The sequence below is a fragment of the Halonatronum saccharophilum DSM 13868 genome (genome assembly GCF_000517025.1).
Lineage (GTDB): Bacteria > Bacillota > Halanaerobiia > Halobacteroidales > Halobacteroidaceae > Halonatronum > Halonatronum saccharophilum.
Genome location: NZ_KI912092.1, coordinates 149,502 through 173,701 on the forward strand (window position 1 = coordinate 149,502; position 24,200 = coordinate 173,701).

Annotated in this window: 20 protein-coding genes; 6 read left to right on the forward strand and 14 right to left on the reverse strand. The window is 34.6% G+C overall.

Translation table 11 applies throughout. The annotated features are described in order from the left end of the window. Positions 1-206: 206 nt before the first annotated feature. Together uvrC and uvrA are read right to left on the reverse strand one after the other, a co-directional pair. Positions 207-2,021, reverse strand: coding sequence for an excinuclease ABC subunit UvrC (uvrC, locus tag HALSAC_RS0102775; protein ID WP_027338985.1), 1,815 nt, complete (start codon positions 2,019-2,021; stop codon positions 207-209). A gap of 241 nt (positions 2,022-2,262) precedes the next feature. Beyond that, positions 2,263-5,073, reverse strand: a complete 2,811-nt coding sequence (uvrA, locus tag HALSAC_RS0102780) for an excinuclease ABC subunit UvrA (RefSeq protein WP_027338986.1) — start codon at positions 5,071-5,073, stop codon at positions 2,263-2,265. Positions 5,074-5,327: 254 nt separating this feature from the next. Here uvrA and HALSAC_RS0102785 point away from each other — a divergent pair, with 254 nt between their 5' ends. After that, a complete protein-coding gene (locus tag HALSAC_RS0102785; protein ID WP_027338987.1) occupies positions 5,328-5,585 on the forward strand; it encodes a YfgJ family double zinc ribbon protein in 258 nt (85 codons plus the stop codon). Positions 5,586-5,735: 150 nt separating this feature from the next. After that, positions 5,736-6,275, forward strand: a complete 540-nt coding sequence (locus tag HALSAC_RS0102790; RefSeq protein WP_027338988.1) for a hypothetical protein — start codon at positions 5,736-5,738, stop codon at positions 6,273-6,275. Between the two features lie 102 nt (positions 6,276-6,377). Here HALSAC_RS0102790 and thrC read toward each other — a convergent pair whose 3' ends face one another. Next, positions 6,378-7,868 carry a threonine synthase gene (gene thrC, locus HALSAC_RS0102795; protein ID WP_027338989.1) on the reverse strand — a complete coding sequence of 497 codons (1,491 nt, stop codon included), beginning with the start codon at positions 7,866-7,868 and terminating at the stop codon, positions 6,378-6,380. A gap of 295 nt (positions 7,869-8,163) precedes the next feature. On the opposite strand from thrC, the gene HALSAC_RS0102800 reads away from it, so the two are divergent. From HALSAC_RS0102800 to HALSAC_RS0102810, 3 genes are read left to right on the forward strand one after another with little or no spacing between them, the layout of a single operon-like run. After that, positions 8,164-9,756, forward strand: coding sequence for an alpha-glucoside-specific PTS transporter subunit IIBC (locus HALSAC_RS0102800; RefSeq protein WP_027338990.1), 1,593 nt, complete (start codon positions 8,164-8,166; stop codon positions 9,754-9,756). Positions 9,757-9,781: 25 nt separating this feature from the next. Continuing rightward, positions 9,782-11,107, forward strand: a complete 1,326-nt coding sequence (locus HALSAC_RS0102805) for a family 4 glycosyl hydrolase (RefSeq protein WP_027338991.1) — start codon at positions 9,782-9,784, stop codon at positions 11,105-11,107. A 37-nt stretch (positions 11,108-11,144) separates the two neighbouring features. Beyond that, positions 11,145-11,624, forward strand: a complete 480-nt coding sequence (locus HALSAC_RS0102810) for a PTS sugar transporter subunit IIA (RefSeq protein WP_211231286.1) — start codon at positions 11,145-11,147, stop codon at positions 11,622-11,624. Positions 11,625-11,662: 38 nt separating this feature from the next. Here the strand turns inward: HALSAC_RS0102810 and HALSAC_RS0102815 are convergent, their stop codons facing one another. From HALSAC_RS0102815 to HALSAC_RS0102860, 9 genes are all read right to left on the reverse strand, one after another. Further along, the gene (locus tag HALSAC_RS0102815) at positions 11,663-12,424 is read right to left on the reverse strand and encodes a MurR/RpiR family transcriptional regulator (protein ID WP_027338993.1); all 762 of its coding nucleotides are present in this window, start codon (positions 12,422-12,424) and stop codon (positions 11,663-11,665) included. A gap of 157 nt (positions 12,425-12,581) precedes the next feature. Next, a complete protein-coding gene (locus HALSAC_RS0102820; RefSeq protein WP_027338994.1) occupies positions 12,582-13,406 on the reverse strand; it encodes an ATP-binding protein in 825 nt (274 codons plus the stop codon). A 555-nt stretch (positions 13,407-13,961) separates the two neighbouring features. After that, positions 13,962-15,941, reverse strand: a complete 1,980-nt coding sequence (uvrB, locus tag HALSAC_RS0102830; RefSeq protein ID WP_027338995.1) for an excinuclease ABC subunit UvrB — start codon at positions 15,939-15,941, stop codon at positions 13,962-13,964. A gap of 428 nt (positions 15,942-16,369) precedes the next feature. Further along, positions 16,370-17,521, reverse strand: coding sequence for a divergent polysaccharide deacetylase family protein (locus tag HALSAC_RS0102835; protein WP_027338996.1), 1,152 nt, complete (start codon positions 17,519-17,521; stop codon positions 16,370-16,372). 15 nt (positions 17,522-17,536) lie between these two features. After that, positions 17,537-18,718 carry a S41 family peptidase gene (locus HALSAC_RS0102840; RefSeq protein WP_027338997.1) on the reverse strand — a complete coding sequence of 394 codons (1,182 nt, stop codon included), beginning with the start codon at positions 18,716-18,718 and terminating at the stop codon, positions 17,537-17,539. A 90-nt stretch (positions 18,719-18,808) separates the two neighbouring features. Continuing rightward, on the reverse strand, positions 18,809-19,675 hold the full coding sequence (locus HALSAC_RS0102845; RefSeq protein WP_035571186.1) for a metal ABC transporter permease: 867 nt from the start codon (positions 19,673-19,675) through the stop codon (positions 18,809-18,811). Further along, positions 19,672-20,418: a metal ABC transporter ATP-binding protein gene (locus HALSAC_RS0102850; RefSeq protein ID WP_027338999.1), complete on the reverse strand. Its 747-nt coding sequence runs from the start codon at positions 20,416-20,418 to the stop codon at positions 19,672-19,674. The genes HALSAC_RS0102845 and HALSAC_RS0102850 overlap by 4 nt, the downstream gene beginning before the upstream one ends. Before the next feature lie 8 nt (positions 20,419-20,426). Continuing rightward, positions 20,427-21,359 (reverse strand): metal ABC transporter solute-binding protein, Zn/Mn family, encoded by a 933-nt coding sequence (locus tag HALSAC_RS0102855; RefSeq protein ID WP_051412047.1) that lies wholly within the window; start codon positions 21,357-21,359, stop codon positions 20,427-20,429. A 169-nt stretch (positions 21,360-21,528) separates the two neighbouring features. Then, positions 21,529-21,873, reverse strand: a complete 345-nt coding sequence (locus HALSAC_RS0102860) for a four helix bundle protein (protein ID WP_342666839.1) — start codon at positions 21,871-21,873, stop codon at positions 21,529-21,531. 203 nt (positions 21,874-22,076) lie between these two features. Between HALSAC_RS0102860 and HALSAC_RS0102865 the strand changes: the two genes are divergently transcribed. Then, a complete protein-coding gene (locus HALSAC_RS0102865) occupies positions 22,077-22,490 on the forward strand; it encodes an iron dependent repressor, metal binding and dimerization domain protein (RefSeq protein WP_027339002.1) in 414 nt (137 codons plus the stop codon). An 81-nt stretch (positions 22,491-22,571) separates the two neighbouring features. Here the strand turns inward: HALSAC_RS0102865 and deoC are convergent, their stop codons facing one another. Next, entirely contained in the window at positions 22,572-23,246 is a 675-nt protein-coding gene (deoC, locus tag HALSAC_RS0102875; RefSeq protein WP_027339003.1) for a deoxyribose-phosphate aldolase, read from the reverse strand. Between the two features lie 84 nt (positions 23,247-23,330). Next, a complete protein-coding gene (locus tag HALSAC_RS0102880) occupies positions 23,331-24,197 on the reverse strand; it encodes a YitT family protein (protein ID WP_027339004.1) in 867 nt (288 codons plus the stop codon). Positions 24,198-24,200 lie beyond the last annotated feature (3 nt).

Genomic DNA, 24,200 nt, shown 5'->3' on the forward strand with positions numbered 1-24,200 from the left:
AGAAATCAGTAAATTCAAAAACCTAAGTTCATATAAACAAAAAAGCTTTACACTGACTAAAATCTGACAAGGCAGGACAATAGATTAAAAAATAAATTTACTAAAAATCTCACCAGACTTTAGTCAAAGATTTAGTCTCGCCTTTGTCTGCTTTAAGTATTTAGGATTACGTTTTTTAGCTCTCAGCATTTCCTGATTCCAGGCTCCTAAACTTTAAGATGTTCATCTAAGTAATCTCTAATCTCTCCAGCCAACTTATAGCTGATCCCTTCAACCTGGGCCAACTCTTCTTCAGATGCTCTTTTAATCTTATCTAAAGATCCAAAATGTTTCAATAAAGCATTCCTTCTCTTCTTAGCAATTCTAGGTATCTCGTCTAGCATAGAATGGGTTAAGCGCCTTGACCTTAACTTTCTATGGTAACTTACTGCAAAACGGTGGGCTTCATCTCTAACCCTTTGGATCAAATAAAGGGCTTGAGAATCTCTAGGTAATATAATCGGTTCACTTTGCCCAGGTAAGAATACTTCCTCTTCCCTTTTAGCAAGGCCAATTATCTGCTCGTTTCCTCTCCCCAATTCATTAAGTATCTGAACAGCTGAGCTTAGTTGGCCCTTTCCACCATCTATTAAGATCAAATCTGGAAAATCTTCACCCCGCTTAAGAAGGCCTGAATACCTTCGATAAACAACCTCTTCCATAGAAGCAAAGTCATTTACCCCTTCTACAGTCTTAATCTTAAAGCGACGATAATCACTCTTTTTAGGCTTACCATTCTCAAAGACCACCAAAGATGCTACTGTATCAGTTCCTTGAACATGAGAGATATCGAATCCTTCAATCCTATAAGGAAGCTCCTCTAATCCCAAGTGCTCCTGTAACTGAGCAACTCCTTTAGCAACATTAATAGATTTAAACTTCTTCTTAAATCTATATTCTTTTAAGTTATATCTAGCATTTCTATAAGCCATCTGAATAAGTTCCTTCTTCTTACCTTGTTTTGGCACCTGTAAATCAACCTTAGTCCCACGCTTGCTACTTAACCACCCTTCAATCAACTTCAAATCTTCTATCTCAGATTCTATGATGATCTCTTCAGGAATATAATAGACATTATTATAATACTGCTTTAAAAAGGCTGCCAAAGTTTCATTTCTATCCTCGACTTTATTAAAGATAAAGTCCTCTTTTCCAATCAATCGACCACTCCTTACTATTAGAAGCTGGACACAGATATCATCATCTTCTTTGGCAAGGGCAATGATATCTTGATCTATCAGCTTATCTGATACTACCTTCTGCTTTTGGGTTATCTTGTCAATGGCCCGAATCTGATCCCTTAACTTTGCTGCTTGCTCAAAATTTAATTCCTTAGATGCTTGGCCCATCTCTTCTTCTAGACCTTTAATCAATTTATTCTCTTTTCCTTCTAAGATAGATATTCCCTTATCTATTAAGATATTATATTCTTCGACACTTATTTTGTTAATACACGGGCCAACACATTTCTCGATATGATAGTTTAAACAAGCCCTACTCTCCTTCTTCTCCCCTAACTCTCGCTTGCAGGTTCTTAAAGAGAATAGATTCTGTATTAATTCCAAGATATCATTAACAGCCTTAGCATCGGTATAAGGGCCAAAATAACGCGAACCATCCTTTTTAACTATCCTTGTCTTAAAGATCCTAGGATAAGTCTCTTCTAGGGTTACCTTAATATAAGGGTAAGTTTTATCATCCTTAAGTTGAATGTTGTACTTAGGATGGTGCTTCTTAATTAGATTATTCTCTAAGATAAGGGCTTCAACCTCTGTATCTGTTATAATATATTCAAAATCTACAATATTATCAACTAAAATTTTAGTCTTAAAGCGGAGGTTCTTATCACTTTGAAAGTAGGAGGAGACTCTATTACGCAAGGACTTAGCCTTACCAACATAGATAATCCTCCCCCTAGCATCCTGCATCAAATAAACCCCCGGCTCCTTAGGTAGCTTCCTTGCTTTCTCCCTTAGCTTCATAGATACAAACCTCCAAGTCTAAAGATAAAACCTTTTGGAACCACTAATTAACAAGAATTGCACTAATATAAGTTCAAAAGATTAAAATGACTTTAATATTTGTTTAAATAAAATAATCAAATTATGAAATTATTGAAAATTTTAAATTTACTAGTATGAGCTTTATTTTTTTATCTTTTATTTGTGATTATTTGTGTTCATTAGTGGTAAAAATATCTTTAAGTTCTTTGCTCTTAATAATTTATAATATCTCCTTAAGAAATCTCCCTGTATGGGATTTCTCAACCTCTGCTACTTCCTCTGGGGTTCCGGTGGCTATTACCTCTCCACCATTAACACCGCCTTCGGGCCCTAAATCAATTAGATAATCAGCAGATTTGATCACATCTAGGTTATGTTCGATAACTAAGATGGTATTTCCGCCTTCTTTTAATCTCTGCAATACTTGAAGTAGCTTATTAACATCCTCAAAATGAAGTCCTGTCGTTGGCTCGTCCAAGATATAGATAGTATTACCGGTACTTCTCTTGCTCAACTCTGTGGCCAGCTTGACCCTTTGGGCCTCTCCTCCTGATAAGGTAGTAGATGGTTGGCCCAATCTAATATAACTTAAACCTACATCATACAAGGTCTGTAACCTTCTCTTAATAGTCGGGATATTCTCAAAGAATTCTAATGCCTCCTCTACAGTCATACCCAAGACATCAGCTATAGTCTTGCCTTTATACTTAACATCTAAGGTTTCACGGTTATAACGTTTTCCATCACATACCTCACAAGGAACATAGACATCGGCTAAGAAGTGCATCTCTATCTTAATTATACCATCACCCTTACAAGCTTCACAACGTCCCCCCTTAACATTAAAGCTGAAGCGACCTTTCTTATAACCTCGCTCTTGGGCCAACTGAGTCTTAGTAAATACATCTCTAATATAATCAAAGACCTTAGTATAGGTTGCTGGATTGGAACGGGGAGTCCTTCCAATAGGTGATTGGTCAATATCAATAACCTTATCTAAATTTTCAATACCCTCAATCTTCTTATGCTTACCTGGTCTTAACTTGGAGTTATAAAACTCCTTCATCAAGGTCCTTTTTAGAATCTTATTGACTAAGGTACTCTTACCAGATCCTGAAACTCCAGTTACACAGGTAAAGGTACCTAAAGGAATCTCCACATCTATCTCTTTGAGGTTATATTCTTTGGCCCCAAGAACTCTCAGGTAAGCTCCTTCACCCTCTAATCTATCCTCAGGCACCTCTATCTTCCTCTCACCTGATAGATACTTTCCTGTTATAGATTCCTCAACCTTAGCTATCTCTAAAGCACTTCCTTGAGCGATAACCTTTCCACCATGACGACCGGCACCTGGGCCAATATCAATTATCTGATCAGATCTTCTAATCGTCTCTTCATCATGCTCAACTACTAAGACAGTATTTCCTACATCACGCAGATGCTCTAAGGTCTTAATCAGCCTTTCATTATCCCTTTGATGTAAACCGATACTTGGTTCATCAAGGATATAGATAACACCTACTAAACGGGAACCTATCTGAGTTGCTAATCTAATTCTTTGGGCCTCTCCTCCTGATAAAGTACCTGCATTTCTAGCCAAAGATAAATAACCCAAGCCTACATCTACTAAGAATCCTAACCTGGCTCTAATTTCCTTTAATATCTCACGTCCTATTATCTCCTCTTGACCTGATAGTTTTAAATCTAAGAAAAATTTCTGAGCATCCTCGATAGATAATAAATTTATATCAGCTATTGACCTTTCTCCAACTTTAACAGCCAATGACTCTGCCTTTAGTCTCTTGCCTTCACAGACAGGACAAGGGCGAATACTCATATAATTTTCCAAACGCTTTCTAGCACTCTCTGACTTACTCTCCCTGACCCTACGATTAAATAAGCTTATCAGCCCCTCAAAAATCACATAATGGACTCTTGTTCTACCTCGCCTATTGGTATATTCAAATTGAACCTCATCTCTATCACCATAAAGGAGTATATTTATAAAGTCATCATCTAACTCCTTAAGTGGAGCTTCGTATTCTTGGTCATACTTATCAGCCATTGCTTTAATAATCTGGGGATAATAAGTACTAGAAGAACCTTGCCAAGGAATTATTCCTCCTCTAGCCAAAGACTTATCATAATCTAAGATCAAATCTGGATCGAACTCCCTCTTATTCCCTAACCCATCACAAGTAGAACAAGCACCATAAGGACTATTAAAAGAAAACATCCTGGGAGATAATTCCTCTAAACTGATCCCACAATCTGGACAAGCAAATTTTTCACTAAATAAGAACTCCTCACCATCAATTTGGCTTACAATTACTAGACCATCGCCTAACTCTAAAGCTGTCTCTAAAGAGTCTACTAATCTAGACTCTATCCCCTTTTTCATAATCAATCTATCTACAACTACCTCTATAGAATGCTTCTTATTCTTATCTAGATCTATATTCTCGCTTAAATCTCTTACTTCTCCATTAACTCTGACTCTCACAAAGCCATCTCTTTTTACCCTAGCCAAAAGTTCTTTATGCTCTCCCTTTCTCCCTTTAACAATAGGAGATAAAACTTGAAACTTTGTCCTCTCTTCTAACTCCATCACCTTATCTGCAATCTCTTGTACAGTTTGAGATGATATCATCTCTCCACACTTTGGACAGTGAGGAACTCCTATTCTAGCATACAACAACCTCAAATAATCATGTATCTCAGTTACTGTTCCTACAGTAGATCGTGGATTGCGGCTAGTTGTCTTCTGATCAATAGATATGGATGGAGATAAGCCCTCTATATACTCTACCTTGGGCTTCTCCATCTGACCTAAAAACTGCCTAGCATAAGCCGATAATGATTCTACATAACGTCGTTGGCCCTCAGCATAGATTGTATCAAAAGCTAAAGATGACTTACCAGATCCACTAAGACCAGTAATTACTACAAACTTATCCCTAGGTATATCCACATCTATATTTTTCAGGTTATGTTCATTTGCTCCCTTAATTATAATCTTATCCTTTGCCATGGTCATCACCTCAATTTATTTTATTAAATTAATCCTAGTCTCTTCTTAAATATTATATATCATTAATTTATACTTTGATACTCCTTCATTTTTAGGATAAAATAAAGATAATACTTCTTTATTATATCAATAATAATTACTAATTACAAGCAAGTTAATAAAGCTATTTATCGGGAGTCAAGGTTTGGAAATTAGCAAAATAATCTTGTTGCTGATTCTAGATTCTTTATTCCAATACTCAAGGAGGAATATAAATGAAGAAGCCAATTTGTGAAAAGTGTAATAATATAATGAAAACAAAGTTTAAAGAAGGGAAAAAAATATTTTTCTGTAAATCATGCAATGAGTATAGCGACTATTCAATTAAGGAGATTAAGAACTATTGTGATAATTGTAATGAGCAGTTAGAAATAGTTAAAGGGTGTGGAAGTATCTCCTTCTTCTGTAATAACTGTAATAAGGTTAAGTCTAAGAATAAGGTGAAGATCAAAATTTTAGATTTAAATGAATAATTAGAGAATTAAATCGGAAATTAAACTCTAAATATTTACACTTAATCCTTCATATGTTATACTGTTATTAAGTATAATGTAATTATAAGTCAATTTGTATTGGATTGACTTATCAATAAATAATTGACACTAGAAGAAGGAGTGAGACGATTGGCGTTTCCTGTTATAAAGAAAATATTCTTTCAAAAGAAAAAACAGAGTAATATAATATCAAAGGACTTATTAAAACTATTAGTTGAGGAAGAAAAAGTTCTGTTTAAGAATTTGGTTGTTGAGAAGAGTAGAAAACTGGATATAATGTTATGGTTATCGGCTCTTTACTTATTTAATTTCACTATTATAAGAGAATTAAATGATATAAGTATAAAATCCCAAGTTAAAAATAATGTATTTGAAAACTTATCCATTTCTCTTGCATCTAGATTAGAATGTTTATCTGAAGGTAATAATAAGGAAGAGTTATTAGACTTATTAAACAAAAGAACCAATAAATTTCTTCGAATCTATCAGGCTAATAAAACAGGAACAACAAAAGATAGACTAAGGATAATAGCTAAAGAATTATCAAACAATATATTTGAAACATCTAAAGAAAATTTTTCTGTATCCTATCAAGATAAGTTGTTTAATTTTTCAACTAGAAATATGACTATAATACAAGATCTTCTAATCGCAAGATCTGTAAAGTAAATAGGTTCCTACTATTCTTTAGTATCCCCAAAGAAGTCTTCTTGAATTACTAAAAAGAGAAGCCATTCACCTCTAAAGGTAATGGCTTCTCTTTTTAAATTATTATATCTCCAAAATATCTTTTATACCCTCTCTAATCTGACTAGCTAAGATGCTTCGGTTATGCTTGATATCTTTATCCTCTAATCCCTTTAGACCCCTATGAACTCTTAAACCACTAAGTTCACTTAGCCTTTCTAAAATTCTAAACTCATTATCTTCTTCCACCTTTTCTAAAGCTTCTAAGACCGATTTGCTAAATTTATAAGGGTTTGCTGTAGAATCAACTACCATTGGAGTATTATCTGAACTACCTTCTAGATAATCTTGATAAGCCTTAACCCCTACTGCTGTATGAGTATCTAAGAGGTAATCATATCTTTGATAGACCTCTCTTATCGTCTCTTTTGTTTCTTTTTCGTTGGCCCATTCACCAACAAACAGTCCTTTAATCTTCTCTTTAGTCTCTTCATCAACCTTAAAGGCACCATTCTCTTTCAGATCACCATACCATCCATTAATCTTTTGACTATTATGTCCTGTCATCTCAAATAAGAATCTCTCTAAGTTAGAAGAAATTAAAATATCCATCGATGGACTAATGGTCTTCTTAAATTCACGATTAGTACTATACTCACCGCTTTCTAAGAAATCTGTTAAAACCTTATTATCATTAGAAGCACAGATAAACTTATTGATCGGTAACCCCATCTCTCTAGCATAATAAGCTGCTAGAATATTACCGAAATTCCCTGTTGGCACAGAGATATTAATCTTCTCTCCTTCTTTTATCTCTCCATCACGCAAAAGATAAGCATAGGTTGCAAAATAATATACTATCTGAGGAACTAAGCGTCCCCAGTTTATTGAGTTGGCTGATGAAAATTGATAGCCTGATTCTTCTATTAACGCATTAAAATCATCATCACCAAAGATCTCTTTAACTCCACTTTGACAATCATCAAAGTTACCATCTACCCCAACAACGAAGGTATTATCTCCATCGGTAGTAAGCATCTGAGCCTCTTGAACCTTACTAACACCATCGTTAGGATAGAAGACAATAATCTTCACTCCATCTATATCCTTAAAACCTTCTAAAGCTGCCTTCCCTGTATCACCAGAAGTTGCTACTAAAATCAATATTTCCTTGTCAACCTGCGACTTTTCAACTGCTTTGACTAGCAAATGTGGCATTAACTGTAGAGCCATATCTTTGAAGGCTGCCGTTGGCCCGTGCCAAAGCTCTAATATATAAAGCCCATCCTCCAATTTCACCACTGGAGCAATATCCTTATGAGAAAAGCCCTCAGCATTATATGTAGCCAAAATAATCTCCTCCAACTCCTCGGAGCTATAGTCGGTTAGAAATTCTTTCAAAACTTTATAGGCAATCTCCCCATAAGAAAGATCTTTCATCTTATAAATCTCTTGCTTATCAAGATTTGGTATATCTTTAGGGACGAAAAGTCCTCCCCCTGGTACCATACCCAAGCTTATCGCTTCTGCTGCACTCGCCTGCTCATAATTTCCTCTAGTACTAATATATTTCATTCTACTCCGTCCTTTCTACTCATCGTATATACTTAGTTTAATTAATTATATCAAACTTAGTTATAATTTTAAACTTTAAATTTTCAAATTATAAGCTTACCCTATTATTAGCCTAAAAAAGACATGTGAACTTTCACAGAAAATGTGAACTTTCACAATAAGAGTAATTGATAACTGATTGATCCAACCCTATTGTAAATAAATCTTTTATTTGCTATTATAAGACTAATAGAAGTTATTTGCTTAATTTTCTGAATATTTTAAAACTTAAAAGGGAGGCTTTATTATGAAACAGATGAAAGAAAAAATTCAACGCTTTGGTGCTGCTATGTTTGTACCCGTCTTATTATTTGCATTTGCCGGTATTACTGTTGGACTAAGTATCCTATTTATGAACCAAGAAATTGTAGGATCAATAGCAAATCCAGATGGATTATGGTATCAAATTTGGTTTATTATCCAAGAAGGTGCCTGGACTGCATTTCGACAATTACCTCTATTGTTTGTAGTAGGACTACCTATAGCTTTAGCAAAAAAAGCACAAGCTCGTGCCTGTTTGGAAGCTTTAGTAACTTATTTGACTTTTAACTACTTTGTTAGTGCTATGCTTTCACTTTGGGGTAGTAGTTTTGGGATTGATTTTAGTGCTGAAGTTGGTGGTACTAGTGGATTAACAATGATTGCAGGAATTAAGACTTTAGATACAGGTATGATTGGAGCTATTCTAATTTCAAGTATTGTTGTTTATTTACATAACAGATACTTTAGTACAAAGTTACCTGATTATTTAGGGATCTTCCAAGGTTCTTCTTTCGTCGTAATTATTGGATTCTTTGTTATGCTTCCTGTTGCTTTATTGACTTCTATAATATGGCCACAAGTTCAAAGTGGAATAGAATCTTTACAAGTCTTTTTAACTGCTTCTGGCGCAATTGGAGTCTGGTTTTATACATTCTTGGAACGAATCTTAATTCCAACAGGACTACACCATTTTATTTATGGACCATTTATTTTTGGACCTGCAGTAGTAGAAAATGGTATTGCAGCATATTGGCCACAACACCTATCTGAATTTGCAACTTCTAGTATGACCTTAATAGAAATGTTCCCAGAAGGTGGCTTTTCTTTACATGGATTATCTAAAGTTTTTGGTGCCCCTGGTATTGCATTAGCCATTTATGCTACTGCTAAATCTGAAAAGAAAAAGGTTGTGGCAGGATTATTAATTCCAGCTACACTAACGGCAGTTATCGCAGGAATTACAGAACCACTTGAATTTACATTCTTGTTTATTGCACCGGTTTTATTTGCTATCCATGCTGCCTTAGCAGCAACCCTATCAGCGGTTTCTTATTCTCTAGGAGTAGTCGGTAATTTTGGAAGTGGATTGATTGAATTTTTAGCACAAAACTGGCTTCCACTATTCAAATACCATTCATCTACTTATATAATACAGATTCTAGTTGGATTATCATTCACAGCAATTTATTTCTTTACTTTCCGTTATTTAATCTTAAAATATAACTTTGCTACACCTGGTCGTGAAGAAGAAGGTGCAGATATAAAGTTATATAGCAAAGAAGATTTTAAAACAAAAAAATCTAATACAACTCAAGGTAATCAAGCAGTAACAGATAATCAGGCACTAGCCTTTTTAAAAGCATTAGGTGGAAGGGAAAATATTGAGGATGTTACAAATTGTGCAACTCGTCTTCGTGTCTCTGTAAAAGATGAAAGTAAATTATTGAATGATAGCGTCTTTAAGCAAGCAGGAGCTCATGGAGTAGTAAGAAATGGAACGGCAATTCAAGTAATTGTTGGATTATCTGTCCCACAAGTAAGAGATGACTTTGAAAGTTTACTTGACAATGAAGCCCTAAATCTTTAATTAATAAATCAAGGAGGAGATAGTTATGGAGAAGTTTTCTATAGTAATTTCAGGTGGAGGAAGTACATTTACCCCAGGGATTGTTTTAATGTTATTGGATAATTTAGATAAATTCCCAATCCGAAAGCTTAAATTTTATGATAATGATAAAGAACGTCAAGATACTATTGCTCAAGCATGTGAGATTATCTTAAATGAACAAGCACCAGAAATTGAATTTTTAGCTACAGTAGATCCAAAGGAAGCTTTTACTGATGTGGATTTCGTGATGGCCCACATCAGAGTTGGTAAGTATGCAATGCGTGAATTAGATGAAAAAATTCCATTAAAACATAATGTTGTAGGTCAAGAAACCTGTGGACCAGGTGGAATTGCTTACGGTATGAGGTCAATCGGTGGCATTCTTGAAATTATCGATTATATGGAAGAGTATTCTCCAAATGCATGGATGCTAAATTATTCTAATCCAGCAGCTATTGTAGCTGAAGCAACTCGTAGATTACGTCCTAATTCAAAGGTATTGAATATCTGTGATATGCCAGTTGGAATTGAGACTCGTATGGCTGAAATTGTAGGATTAGAATCTCGTAAAGAAATGAATGTACGCTATTATGGATTAAATCACTTTGGTTGGTGGTCAAGTATTACCGATCAAGAAGGTAATGATTTAATGCCAAAAATTAAAGAACATGTTCAAGAATATGGTTATGTAACAGATATAGGAGATGACCAGCATGTTGATAAAAGCTGGAATGATACTTTCCTTAAAGCTCGTGATGTATATGAATTAGACCCAACAACTTTACCAAACACCTATTTAAAGTACTATCTATTCCCTGATTACGTTGTAAATCATTCTGATAAAGAACATACTCGTGCTAACGAAGTAATGGAGGGTCGTGAAAAAGTTGTCTTTGGTGAAGCTAAAAAAATAATTGAAAAACAATCTGCTAAAAATTGCAAATTTCATATTGATGAGCATGCTTCTTATATTGTTGATTTAGCACGTGCAATTGCTTATAATACACAAGAAAGAATGCTATTAATAGTTGAAAATAATGGCGCCATTGAGAACTTTGATTCTACAGGAATGGTGGAAATCCCTTGTATTGTAGGCAGTAATGGTCCAGAACCTATTTCTATTGGAAAGATCCCACAATTCCAAAAGGGATTAATGGAGCAACAAGTATCGGTTGAAAAATTAGTAGTAGAAGCCTGGATAGAAGGATCTTACCAAAAGTTATGGCAAGCAATCACCTTATCAAAAACCGTTCCAAGTGCTAAGGTAGCAAAAGATATCTTAGATGAATTGATTGAAGCCAATCAAAAATTTTGGCCTAAACTAGGTTAATACTACTTTTAAGGGAGGGAAAGGTATTTTTAAAAAATTGTTCAAATCCAAAGTAGAAGAAGTGGAGATACTTTCACCTTTAAAGGGAGAGATTATAGATCTAACAGAGGTTCCTGACCCAGTATTCGCTGAAAAGATGCTAGGTGATGGCTTTGCTATTATTCCTAATGAAGGACGATTACTTTCTCCAGTAGAAGGAAAAGTAGTTGAAATCTTTCCTACTAAACATGCTATTGGAATTAAAACAAAGGAAGGATTAGAACTTTTAATCCATGTTGGACTAGAAACAGTCGAGTTGAACGGAGAAGGATTTGAAGTAATGGTGGAGACTGATGATTCAATAGCAGTAGGTGATCACTTATTAAGCTTTGATATTGATTTTATAGAAAAGAATAATAAAGAAATCATAACACCGGTAGTAGTTACTAACCATAATGATAAAGTAAAGAATTTCTCTAAAATATCTAGCCCACAGGTTGCTTATCAAGACTTAGTACTAAAATGTGAATTAAAATAAACAAACTTTAATAAGAAGGCCATATGGACTTCTTATTTTTATTCTTCAGATTTCTTTCTTTCTTGATACCTTATATACTGTCTAAATAATACATCAATTAAAATAAAAAACATTGAAAAACCATAACTTTCAATACCTATGCAATTCCACCTAGAAGTGGTTATATATAAATTATGAGTTGTCATTCTAGAAAGTAAATTATTACTAAGCTTTGTAATTGAAATAGTATCAATCCCTTTAATAGATAATTCATTAATACAGCTTTGAAGAGAAGTTGTATCCCCAGATAGAGAGACAATTATTACAAGATCACCTTTTATTATTCTAGGAGTTATAATCTGAAACTCACGGAAACCTTCAATAATATTAAAATATTTATTTGCTGCTAAAAAAGTACGATTTAATTCTTGGGCAACGGCCATCTGGGCTGTACCTGTACCATAAACAAAGATTCGTTCTGAGCTATAGATCAGCTCACAGATATCTGTAAAATCCTTCTCCTTCATCAACTTTAAAGTCTCACTTACATCAGTATAAAACTGCTCAATATAATCATTTTCTTCTTGATTGCTTTGTTCCTCTTCCCATTTTAAATTAAATTTAAACTCACTATATCCCTTAAAACCTAATTTTTTTGCAAAGCGAAAGATAGTTGTTCTAGATACATTACACCTTTTAGCTAGATCATTAATCCCTAAATTGATACATTCATCTTTATGATTTAAGATATGCTTTGCAATATAGAGATCATTTTCATTTAAGTTATTATAATAATTATTAATTAACTCTTCTAACCTCATAGTCTATCCCCCTATTAGAAATATTGGTATATCTAATTTAATAATTGTACAATATATAACAACATTCCTGCTTGTTGACAATTTAAATCAATTACACATATAAAAAACAGGCTTTTCAGCCTGTTTAAAAATATTATATTTTTATATTTTAATTTAATTATTTAAGTTGTCCACCAATCCCAACTGTTGTAATTTCTACTTCTAAATTAGAATTAGCTTGCTTAACTGCTTGTTGAACAATTTTAACTAATCCACCACAACAAGGAACCTCCATCCGAGCTACAGTAATACTTTGTAGATCATTTTGTTTAATAATTGCTGCTAACTTATTGACATAAGCCTGACCATCATCCAATTTAGGACAACCCATCGCTACTGCCTTACCTTTTAATAGCTTTTGATGATAATTAGCATAAGCTACTGGTACACAGTCTGCAGTAATTAATAAATCTGCATTCTTAAAGTAAGGAGCAGCTGGAGGTACTAAATGAATCTGTACTGGCCATTGTTGTAATTGAGATTCTAATTCTACATCATAATTTTGTTCAGTAGCCTCTTGCTTCTGATTTAACATTCTCATCTTGGTACTAGGACATCCTGCACTAGGCTTTTTGATCATCTTCATTTGAGTACCTGGACATCCACACTCACTACCGGCAGCAAGATCTAAAGCTGGTTCTTCATCTCCTGTATGAGCTTTCTGTGCTTTTAGCATCTCTTGAACAGCCTCTTCTCCCCTGATCTCTTTTACATGCTCTGCTGTTGCTTTTAAATCAAACTCTTTAGCCTCTCGTTCCTCAATCACCAAAGCTCCTGTTGGACATTCACCTATACAATCACCAAATCCATCACAGAACTCCTCATTTACCAGCTTTGCCTTACCATCAATTATCTGTAGCGCTCCCTCATGACATCCTGTTACACATAGCCCACAACCATTACATTTATCCTCATCAATTTTAATAATCTGTCTCTTTGTCATCTTAATCTCCCCTTTCGGTTTTTTACTTCCCCTTTATATGAATTTTAATTGTTTTTTTAGCTTACTTAAATTATAACTCTACATAAAAAGAAGTTCTGTGAAGTTAATCACAGAACTTCTTTTTATTTGAAATAAAGACTTAGCTTAAATTAATAACTAAGAGTCTAAGTCAAAAACCTTAAGAGCTCTTTTTACCACTAATGAACACGAATAGCCACGAATAAAAGATTTAAAAACAAAAATCATATAAAATCTATTTTAATTAAATAAAAATTCCATAATAAATATCTAAAGTTTAATAATTATTTGAATTACATTAGTGTTAATTCGTGTCCATTAGCACCCCAAGAGTATTTTTCATGGTTTATAAAAGCCATAAACCATTCATGGGATTTCAATTTTAAAGGTCCTCCTCGATCGTCCCTACGAGTTTTATAGTTCCAAAACATCTCGTGTGATCCCAATTCAAAAGGTGCTCCCTCAGGGCATAGTTTCAAAAAAGCTCTTGAATTTTTTATTTTTTAGAAGTAACACTTTATTAATTATATAACTTCACTATATCTTATCTCGTAGCTCTTCTATCTCATCACGAATCTGGGCTGCTAATTCAAATTGGAGGTTTTGAGCTGCTTCCTGCATCTCTTCTTCTAGCTCAGCAATCTCTTTTAAGATCTCTCCCTCAGTCATATCTTCAGCATCTTCTTTATCTACTTTATAATCTGCTCTGGTCTCTGCTACCATATCAACAGGTCTTAGTACTTCTCTAACCTCTTTTTTTATAGTCTGTGGAATAATACTATTCTCTTCATTGAACTTTGTTTGAAGCTTACGACGCCGATTAGTCTCACCAATAGCCTTTTTCATAGAGTCAGTAATTTTATCGGCATACATAATTACCCTTCCATTGGCATTGCGCGCCGCTCGTCCAATGGTCTGTACCAATGATGAGGTAGAACGTAAGAAACCTTCTTTATCTGCATCTAAGATAGCTACTAAGGATACCTCAGGAATATCTAACCCCTCTCTTAGCAAGTTAATACCTACCAGAACATCAAACTTTCCAAGCCTTAAATCTCTAATTATCTCTAACCTTTCGATGGTATCTATATCGGAGTGTAGATATTGAACCTTAATCCCTGCTTGCTCTAAGTAATGAGTCAAATCTTCTGACATCTTCTTGGTTAAGGTAGTGATCAAAACCCGTTCATTATTATCGATAACCTCATTTATCTCACCTAAGAGGTCATCTATTTGGCCCTTTATCGGTCTAACTTCAACCTCAGGATCAACAAGCCCTGTAGGCCTAACAATCTGCTCTACAATCTGCTCACTATGATCAAATTCATATTTGGCAGGTGTGGCCGAAATATAAAGAGCTTGATTAACTAAACCTTCAAACTCAATGAATTTCAAAGGTCTATTATCTAGAGCCGATGGTAATCTAAACCCGTACTCTACTAGTCTTTCTTTACGAGAACGATCCCCTGCATACATACCACCAATCTGTGGAATTGTCTTATGAGACTCATCGATTACCAATAAGAAGTCCTCTGGAAAGTAATCTATCAAGGTCTGTGGTCTTGAACCTTTCTCTCTTCCCTCTAGTAACCTAGAGTAATTCTCTATCCCTGAGCAGAAACCAACCTCCTTTAACATTTCCATATCATAATTGGTCCGCTCTTCTAAACGTTGGGCCTCTAATAATTTGTTTTGGCTTCTAAAGTACTCTAGCCTTTTTTCTAACTCTCTTTCCATCTCCTTTAATGCTCGATCTATCTTATCTTGTGGAGTTACAAAGTGACTAGCTGGATAGATAGTAACTTTATCTAATTCACCTAAAACCTCTCCTGTTAAAGTATTTATCTCTTGGATCCGATCAATCTCATCACCAAATAACTCTACTCTATAAGCTCTATCCTCATAGGCTGGGATTATCTCAATAACATCTCCTCTTACTCTAAAGGTTCCTCGATCAAAGTCAATCTGATTTCTCTCATACTGAATACCTATTAATTCTCTAATAATATCACTTCTATCTTTAATATCTCCTCTTTTTAAACTACAGGTCAAATCTAAATAATCAGCTGGATTACCTAGACCATAAATACAAGAAACACTGGCTACAATAATTACATCTTCTCTTTCAAAAAGGGATGATGTAGCCGACAACCTAAGCTTGTCCACCTCTTCATTGATTGAAGAGTCCTTTTCAATATAAGTATCGGTCTGAGGTACATAAGCCTCAGGTTGGTAATAATCATAATAACTAACAAAGTATCCAACCTGATTTTCAGGAAAGAACTCCTTAAATTCACTACATAATTGGGCTGCTAATGTCTTATTATGGGCAATTACAAGGGTTGGTTTCTGTACCTTCTCAATTACATTAGCAACTGTAAAGGTCTTTCCAGAACCAGTTACTCCAAGTAAGGTCTGCTCCTTCATTCCACCTTTAATCCCCTTAACTAACTTCTTTATCGCTTTGGGTTGATCACCTTGGGGCTTATATTCTGATTTGAGTTTGAACTTTGACATCTTTATCACCTCGATTTTCAAGTTGAAAGTTAATAATTGATAGTTAAAGATAACTCAAAGCCACAGGTTTTAGCCTGCGGCTTTGTTATACTTTATCTTTTACTATTTAGCAAATAATTATGGTAATAAAGTGTTAGTACCATAATTAAAATCAAAAGATTTTTTTACCACGAATGCACACGAATAGTCACGAATAAAAGATTAAAAAACTTATATTACTAAATTTTTAAAATTAAAATACTAAAATCATAATATAATTTACTCAACCTTCATCAAAAAATCCTGAATTTTAATAATAAATAAAATAGGTTTTGATCTATATTAGTGCATATTAATGTTCATTCGTGGTTCCAAAAAGCTCTTAAACTTTTCTTTTTGGTCTTTAAAAGTGACACTTAATTAGTATTAAGTGTTAATTCCAAAACTAACTACCTAACAAGCTGCGATCCATAAACGAGCTTAATCCCCATCTCTTCTAACTTTGGTATCATCTCTTCAATGGCCAAAGCCGTATTGGTCTTAACATGACCAATAGTAATTAGTTCTCCTCTTCTTAGAGCTATCTTTGCTAACCCATCTAGCATCTTCATTATCTCTTCTTTATCATCGATATTGTCTAAGAATAAATAATTAGTTCCAGTAGGTACTCCATATTTTCTTGCCGTACTAGCACCTACACTCTTATTTGAAGTGCTACTATCTATATAATATAGGCCTTTCTCCTTTAAGACCTCCATTATATGAGCCATTATTCTCTGATCTGCAGACCCTTTAGAACCCATATGATGGTTAATACCTACCATTGGTGGAAGACTCTCTAAGTTTTCAATCAATGTCTCTTTAATCTCTTCCTCACTCATATCTTCAAGAATAGCACCACCCCCAGGATCAACCTCAGGATTTAGTGGCTCTAATGGCTGATGGAGTATAAGTTCATGACCTTTGGCTTTGGCCATTTGGGCCTGACTAACAGCATAAGGAGGATAGGGGAGAACTGCCATAGTCAAGGGACGGTTAATATTCACCATTTTATCTATCCCGCTCCAATCATAACCCAAGTCATCGATCACAATAGCCATCTTTGCCTTAGGCCTTTCTTGAATAAATTCAATACTATGGGCCAACACATCTAAGCCCCTATTTTGTGCACTAAATGAAAGATCGACTTTAAGTCTTCTAAACTGATCGTCTTCATTATCTTCCCAACTAACATCAATAAGCGGGAATATCTGCTCTAACTCTTCGATAATCTCATCTTTGATGTAAGGAAGGAGTTGACCCTTATCACCAAAGAGAGGGATTTCTAACTTATGGTTGTTAGTAGTCCAATTAAACTTATATATTCCAACTCTCTCTTCTCCTTCCTCCTTATTTTGTGATATTATATTCTCTTCAAAATCTAATCCTATATAATTTAATCTATCTTTAATAACCTCTTCTAGCTCACCTATTGACTGATCGTAATTAATAGAAATATAATCAAAGAGATTATCACTAATAGCTTCTTCACTTCTTCTCCCACAAGCTGTAATTAGAAGAAGAAAAGATAAGAAAACCAGTAAAACCCCACCCTTCTTCATGAGCTAAAACCCTCTCTAATTTAATTTTCTTAAGATAACATTTAATGCTTCATCTAATTGCTCATCATCTTCAGTATCCGGATTAAATTTAACTTCTATATCTGGCATAATACCATCATGGTCAATAAATCTACCATTAGGAGTATAATATTGAGCAGTAGTTAATTTAACTGCTGAACCATCAGATAAGGGAACTACACTCTGTACTACTCCTTTACCAAAAGTCTTATCACCTACTATAGTTCCTCTATTTAAGTCTTGGACAAGACCGGTTATTATCTCAGAGGCACTTGCACTACCACCATTAACAAGGATAACTAATGGATTATCTACAGTCTCAATACCTCTATAAATATTAACTGGTGTCCTATTGCCACCTCTTTTCTTAACATAAACTGCAGCTCCATCATCTACAAAGTTACTTGCTACTTTAGCAGATTCTGCTAATAAACCACCTGGATTATTTCTTAGATCAAGGATAAATCCTTGGGCACCTTCTGCTTTAAGTTTAGCAATCTCTTTCTCAATATCCTCTCCTACTCCCTCAATAAACTGAGTTAAACGAATATACCCAACCTTATCTTCTCTCAACTCAGACTCTACATAGGATAATTCTATATCCTCTCTTATAATATCTACGTCAAACTCCTTGGAAGAATTACTATCATCACTATCCTCTTCTGACTCTCTTCTAATGCTTAAATGAACATCAGTTCCAGCTTCTCCTCTCATCATAGATACAGCTTGTTGCATATCCATCCCTTCAGTAGAGATTCCGTCTATAGCAGTAATTATATCTCCACCTTGCAATCCAGCTCGATCAGCCGGAGTCCCCTCAATCGGAGAAACTATCATCAACTTGCTTCCTCTCATAGTAATTACTGTCCCAACACCAGCATATCTACCTTCAAATTCACTTTTCATATCTTCAAACTCTTTTGGTGGTAAGTATCCAGTATAAGGATCATCTAAAGATTCTAACATTCCGTCTATAGCGCCTGTAAGTAAAGTATCTATTTCTACTTCTTCCACATAACTTCTCTGTACTACCTGCATAATAACATAAAGTTTTCTAAAGATATTTAAACCTTCACTATCACTAGCTTGGGCTTGACTGACAATAAATCCAGTAACCCCTGCAGTGGCTAGCATAGTTATGATTAACATTCCCACTAATACTTTCTTTAGCCTCTTCATCTATTAACACTACCTTCCTATTAGTCTGTTACAATATATTCTATCACTCTTTTTTTCTTTTAGCAAATAGGAGTAGTGATTAATAAGGAGTTAGTTATTGGCAAGACAATCATTATCTTTCACTCTTAAAATTAATCCTTCTTGAGGAGAAAATACCATAGCTAAAAAGAAAAATAAAGTAGATACAACTACTATTGCAGCTCCAGAAGCTAAGTTAAGATGATAAGATAAGTAAAGACCCAAAAGAGCTGATAAGACTCCAAAGAAAGCCGATAATAATATCATAGTAGATAACCTCTCTGTCAAAAGATAGGCTGTCGCTCCAGGTGTTATTAACATTGCTACTACCAAGACAATCCCTACAGTCTGCAAAGAAGCAACGACAGTAAAAGATAGCATTACCATTAACATATAATGAATTGCTTCTGTAGGTAAACCAATAGACTTAGCCATTATGGGATCAAAAGAAGATAGTTTCAACTCTTTAAAGAAGATAATAATTAAGGCTATAACTATAAAACCTAAGATAGATATTAACCTTAAATCACTTCTTGAGACACCAAGTATATTGCCAAATAGAATATGAAATAGATCTATATTAGTCCTTAACTTACTTATTATTAAGATTCCTACTGCAAAGGCGGCACTGAACATAATACCAATGGCCGAATCCTCTTTAATTTTACTATTTTCAGTTATAAAACCAATACCTAAAGCTGTAGCCACACCGGTTACTGCTGCTCCTATAAAGAAGTTTATACCTAAAATATAGGAGAAGGCTACCCCAGGTAATACAGCATGAGATATGGCATCCCCCATTAAGGCCAACTTCCTTAAGATCAATAAGCTACCTAAAACTCCACAGATAACACCTACCACTATAGCAGCTAAAAAAGCCCTCTGCATAAATTGATACCCTAAAGGTGATATAAATATCTCCAAAAATATATCTATCATTTTAAAATCACCAACCCTTTCTCTAAGATAACAGACTCTTTAGAGAAGGTCTTTTCTATATAAGTTGGAATAAATACTTGACTAGTTGGCCCATAGGCAACTATCCTATGGTTTATCATAATTAGATCATCAAAATAATCTTTAGCCTTCTTCAAATCATGGTGTACAACAATTACAGTCTTTCCCTCTTTAGATAATCGATCTAAAAAATCACATATTCTCTCTTCAGTCTCCTGATCTACCCCCTCAAAGGGCTCATCTAAGAGGAATATTTCTGCTTTTTGGGCCAACGCCCTTGCCAGGAAGACTCTCTGTCTTTGACCACCAGATAACTTACCAACCTGTCTATCTCTATACTCCCATAGATCAACCTCTTTTAATGACTCTTCTACTATCTTATAGTCCTCCTTTGTTGGCCCTTTAAACCAACCTAGATGTACATAACGCCCCATCATTACCACATCAAAGACGGAGACTGGAAATTTCCAATCGATCTCCTCTTGCTGTGGTAAGTAAACCACCTTCTCATAACTTTGCTTAAGAGACTTACCAAAAATTTCAACCTCCCCTTTAAAAGGCAATAAACCCACTATTGCTTTCATAAGAGTAGATTTCCCAGCCCCATTGGGGCCAATAATCCCTACCTTAGATCCTTTATTTATAACACAACTAGCACCTTCGATAACTGGGCTATTACCATCATAGGATATAGTTATATCCTTTAACCTAACAGCTTCATACATCCTCATCATCACCTTTCCTTTAAAGCATTAACAATAGTCTTCACATTGTGAGTCATCAGCTTCAAATAGGTCTCTCCCTTACTGCCTTTCTCTCCAATAGAATCTGAGTATAACACACCTTTAATCGGTGCTCCAGTCTCCTCAGATACCATCTCCATTGGTCTCCTATCAACACTGGTCTCTGTAAATAAAGCTTTAACACCTTTATCACGAATACTATCTACTAACCTAGCAATCTGCCCAGGACTCCCCTCTTCATGAGCATTTATCTGCCAAATGAACCCTTCTTCAAAGCCATAAGACTCACAAAAGTAACGATAAGCACCTTCACTACTTATTAATACTCTATTAGCCTCTGGAATCTTGGCTACTTCTGCTTTTATCCATTGGTGAAGATTATCGACCTCCTCTATATAAGCATTAGCATTCTCTTGATAATATTGAGCACCTTCTGGATCAATATCTGACAAAGCTTCAACTATATTAGGAATATAATAATCCCTAACCAACTTTGGATCAAGCCAAGCATGGGGATCAGGATCACCTTTTAAAATCCCTTCACCCAAATAAAAAGGAATAATTCCATCAGTTACTTCTACCACTACCTTATCTGGACCAACATTTTCAATTATTCTGCTTAACCAATTTTCCATTCCTAAGCCATTAGAAATAACAATATCGGCTTCTGCAACCCTTATCATATCTTCAGGTAATGGTTCATACTCCTCAGGTTCATCCCCAATAGGAACAAGAGTTGTAATCTCCACTCTATCACCACCAACATTCTTAACAAAATCATAGATTATCGAATAAGTAGCAACAACATTCAAGTTCTCATCATTTCTAACTTCATTACTTCCTCCAAAAGCAAATAAAAATACAAAAGCTATTAACAAGACTACCAATCCAACAACCAAAACTATTCTAGCATCCAATTTCATCTAAATCATCCTCCTTAAATTAAAAGTTAACCTAGGCTAACTTTTCTTAAATACGATATATAATATGCTTATAAGCAAAAAGTGTGACTCTAAGCTTCGCTTTAGTAATCAGAAATCAGTAATGAGTGATCAGTAAAACCCTATTCCCTATTAATCATAAGTCTTTTATTTACAACTTTCTTATTAATCCTAATATCATTTTACGAATTTTTATTAATTCACTATCTAAAGATTTGGATGTATACCCTAACCTTTTGGCTATTATCATTTGTGTTTCAACCTCTGATAAAGAACCCAATGCTATATAAAGAAAACGTTTAAAATCTTTTTTAGACCCTCGAGCAGCTCCTTCTGCTATATTAGAGGGGACTGATACAACTGACCTTCTAATTTGGCTAACAAGCCCATACACTTCATTTTGAGGAAAATAACTTGTTATATCATAAACCTCTTCAACTAAATCAATAGCATCTTTCCAAACAAATAAATCTTTATGTGTCTTCAATATAAACACTCCTTTTAAACTTGATGTTTATTATAAATTGTACCCAAATAAGAAACTAGTATTTGTAGATTTAAGTGATTATATACTCTAACATGGACTATATATATATTAAAGTTACTACTATATGCCATAATTCATTTAACTCATTACTCATTACTCATTACTATCATTTAATTTTAAATTAAATGATAAAAAAGAAGGGAGTGGTTCTTATCTTATCACCGAGTTTAGAGGATTATCTAGAAGAGATTTATCGCTTTTCTCAAAATAAGGTTGAAGTAAGAGTTACGGATATAGCAAATAAATTAAGTGTTTCTCTACCCTCAGTAAGTAAAGCAATTAAGACACTTAGTGCAAAGGGATACCTCCACTATGAACCCTATCAAAGTCTACACCTAAGTAAGAAAGGAGAGAAATTGGGTGAATTTTTAGTAGAGAGAAATAAGACCTTACAAGAATTTCTGACAACTATCGGTAGTGAATGTAATAAAGAAAAGGAAGCTGAAGCTATGGAGCATTATCTATCACAACCCACTTTAGAAGCCATTACCTCTCTAGTTAACTTCTTTAGAGAAAATTCCAAATACCAAGATCAATTTATTCAATTTAAAGAAGATGATAAATAAAAAACCCCTTTGAGGAAATATTTCCTCAAAGGGGTTTTCTCTACCAACTCTTTCTGACTTGATTTTAATTGTAAATTGCTCTTAATAATCTCCTTCAACATCTTCTCCAGTTAAAATTGCTACGCCTGAACTGGCTCCAATTCTGTTGGCCCCAGCTTCGACCATTTTAATTGCATCTTCTCGACTTCTGATTCCTCCAGAGGCTTTAACCCCCATATCTTCACCTACTACTTCCCGCATCAACTTAACATCTTCAATGGTAGCTCCTCCTATACCAAATCCAGTTGAAGTCTTAACAAAATCAGCCCCAGCTTCTTTTGCTATCTGGCAAGCTTTTCTCTTTTCTTCATTATCTAAATAACAGGTTTCAATTATAACCTTGACAATTGCCTTACCCTTAACTGATTCTACTACAGCTCTAATATCATCCTTTACAATCTCCCAAGCATTAGACTTCAAAGCACCCATATTAATTACCATATCAAGCTCTTGGGCCCCATATTTTACTGCATTCTTTGCTTCAAAGGTCTTAGCCTCTGTAGTTGTCTCTCCTAAAGGAAAACCAACTACTGTACATACCTTAACATCACTTCCCTTTAACTCCTGACTTACCGTAGATGTGAAGATAGGATTCACACATACAGAAGCAAAACCATATTCCAAAGCTTCTTGGCACTTCAATCTAACATCCTTCTCCACAGCATCAGGATTTAAAATAGTATGATCAATCAATCCTGCTAACTTTTTATCGTTCACCTTAACCCCTCCTTTTATAATAGTTTATAATCTACACCGATATGCCAATTAATTAATTACTCCATAATCACCTTCAATACCTTTTTATACCTTTAAATGACTCTCATTAAAACCTTCACCTAAAACTTCATGAACATCTGTAATTATAACAAAAGCGTCCTTATCAATACTATGTACTGTCCTTTTGAGAGTGGAAACTTCTGATCTATCAGTTATACATAGTAATATATCCTTATTTTCATCTGTAAATCCACCCTTACCATTTAAGACAGTCACACCTCGATCCAAGTTATCCATAATTTCAACCTTTATCTCCTTAGCATTATCAGATATAATAAATGCTGCTTTAGATATATTTATACCCTCTTGTACTAAGTCAATGACCTTACTGGTTATTATAAGAGAAATCAGAGCATAAAGGGCCAACTCCGCATTAAAGACGATTCCAGCTAAGGCTATTACAGCAAAATCAATTACCAATAAGCCTTGCCCCACACTAATATTTGTATATTTACTTATTAATTGAGCAATTAAATCAGTGCCTCCAGTAGTAGCTTTAGATCTAAATACTATTCCAAGACCTAAACCTGTTAATCCTCCCCCATAAATTGCAGACAATAAAGGATCACTAGTTAAAGTTGGTAAATAAGGGGTTAAAAAGTCAATAAAAAAGGACAAAACGACTATACCATATAAGGTCCTAATCCCAAATTTGGCCCCAAGTTCCTTTACTCCTATTATAAATAAGGGTATATTTAAAGCAAAGACCACCTTACCTACAGGAAGATTGAAGAGATAAAAGACTACTGTTGCTAAACCACTGACACCTCCACTAGCAATCTTATTGGGAACTAAGAACATCACCAATCCCATTGCTGTCAAAATAGATCCTGTTGTAATCCCGATGTAATCATAAATAATACCTTTAACTCCTTGAACACTTTTTACCATTAT

Coding starts and splice junctions, on each gene's coding strand:
- uvrC (WP_027338985.1), bottom strand. CDS start 2,021: ATGAAGCTAAGGGAGAAAGCAAGGAAGCTACCTAAGGAGCCGGGGGTT.
- uvrA (WP_027338986.1), bottom strand. CDS start 5,073: ATGGCAAAGGATAAGATTATAATTAAGGGAGCAAATGAACATAACCTG.
- HALSAC_RS0102785 (WP_027338987.1), top strand. CDS start 5,328: ATGAAGAAGCCAATTTGTGAAAAGTGTAATAATATAATGAAAACAAAG.
- thrC (WP_027338989.1), bottom strand. CDS start 7,868: ATGAAATATATTAGTACTAGAGGAAATTATGAGCAGGCGAGTGCAGCA.
- HALSAC_RS0102800 (WP_027338990.1), top strand. CDS start 8,164: ATGAAAGAAAAAATTCAACGCTTTGGTGCTGCTATGTTTGTACCCGTC.
- HALSAC_RS0102805 (WP_027338991.1), top strand. CDS start 9,782: ATGGAGAAGTTTTCTATAGTAATTTCAGGTGGAGGAAGTACATTTACC.
- HALSAC_RS0102815 (WP_027338993.1), bottom strand. CDS start 12,424: ATGAGGTTAGAAGAGTTAATTAATAATTATTATAATAACTTAAATGAA.
- HALSAC_RS0102820 (WP_027338994.1), bottom strand. CDS start 13,406: ATGACAAAGAGACAGATTATTAAAATTGATGAGGATAAATGTAATGGT.
- uvrB (WP_027338995.1), bottom strand. CDS start 15,941: ATGTCAAAGTTCAAACTCAAATCAGAATATAAGCCCCAAGGTGATCAA.
- HALSAC_RS0102835 (WP_027338996.1), bottom strand. CDS start 17,521: ATGAAGAAGGGTGGGGTTTTACTGGTTTTCTTATCTTTTCTTCTTCTA.
- HALSAC_RS0102840 (WP_027338997.1), bottom strand. CDS start 18,718: ATGAAGAGGCTAAAGAAAGTATTAGTGGGAATGTTAATCATAACTATG.
- HALSAC_RS0102845 (WP_035571186.1), bottom strand. CDS start 19,675: ATGATAGATATATTTTTGGAGATATTTATATCACCTTTAGGGTATCAA.
- HALSAC_RS0102850 (WP_027338999.1), bottom strand. CDS start 20,418: ATGTATGAAGCTGTTAGGTTAAAGGATATAACTATATCCTATGATGGT.
- HALSAC_RS0102855 (WP_051412047.1), bottom strand. CDS start 21,359: ATGAAATTGGATGCTAGAATAGTTTTGGTTGTTGGATTGGTAGTCTTG.
- HALSAC_RS0102880 (WP_027339004.1), bottom strand. CDS start 24,197: ATGGTAAAAAGTGTTCAAGGAGTTAAAGGTATTATTTATGATTACATC.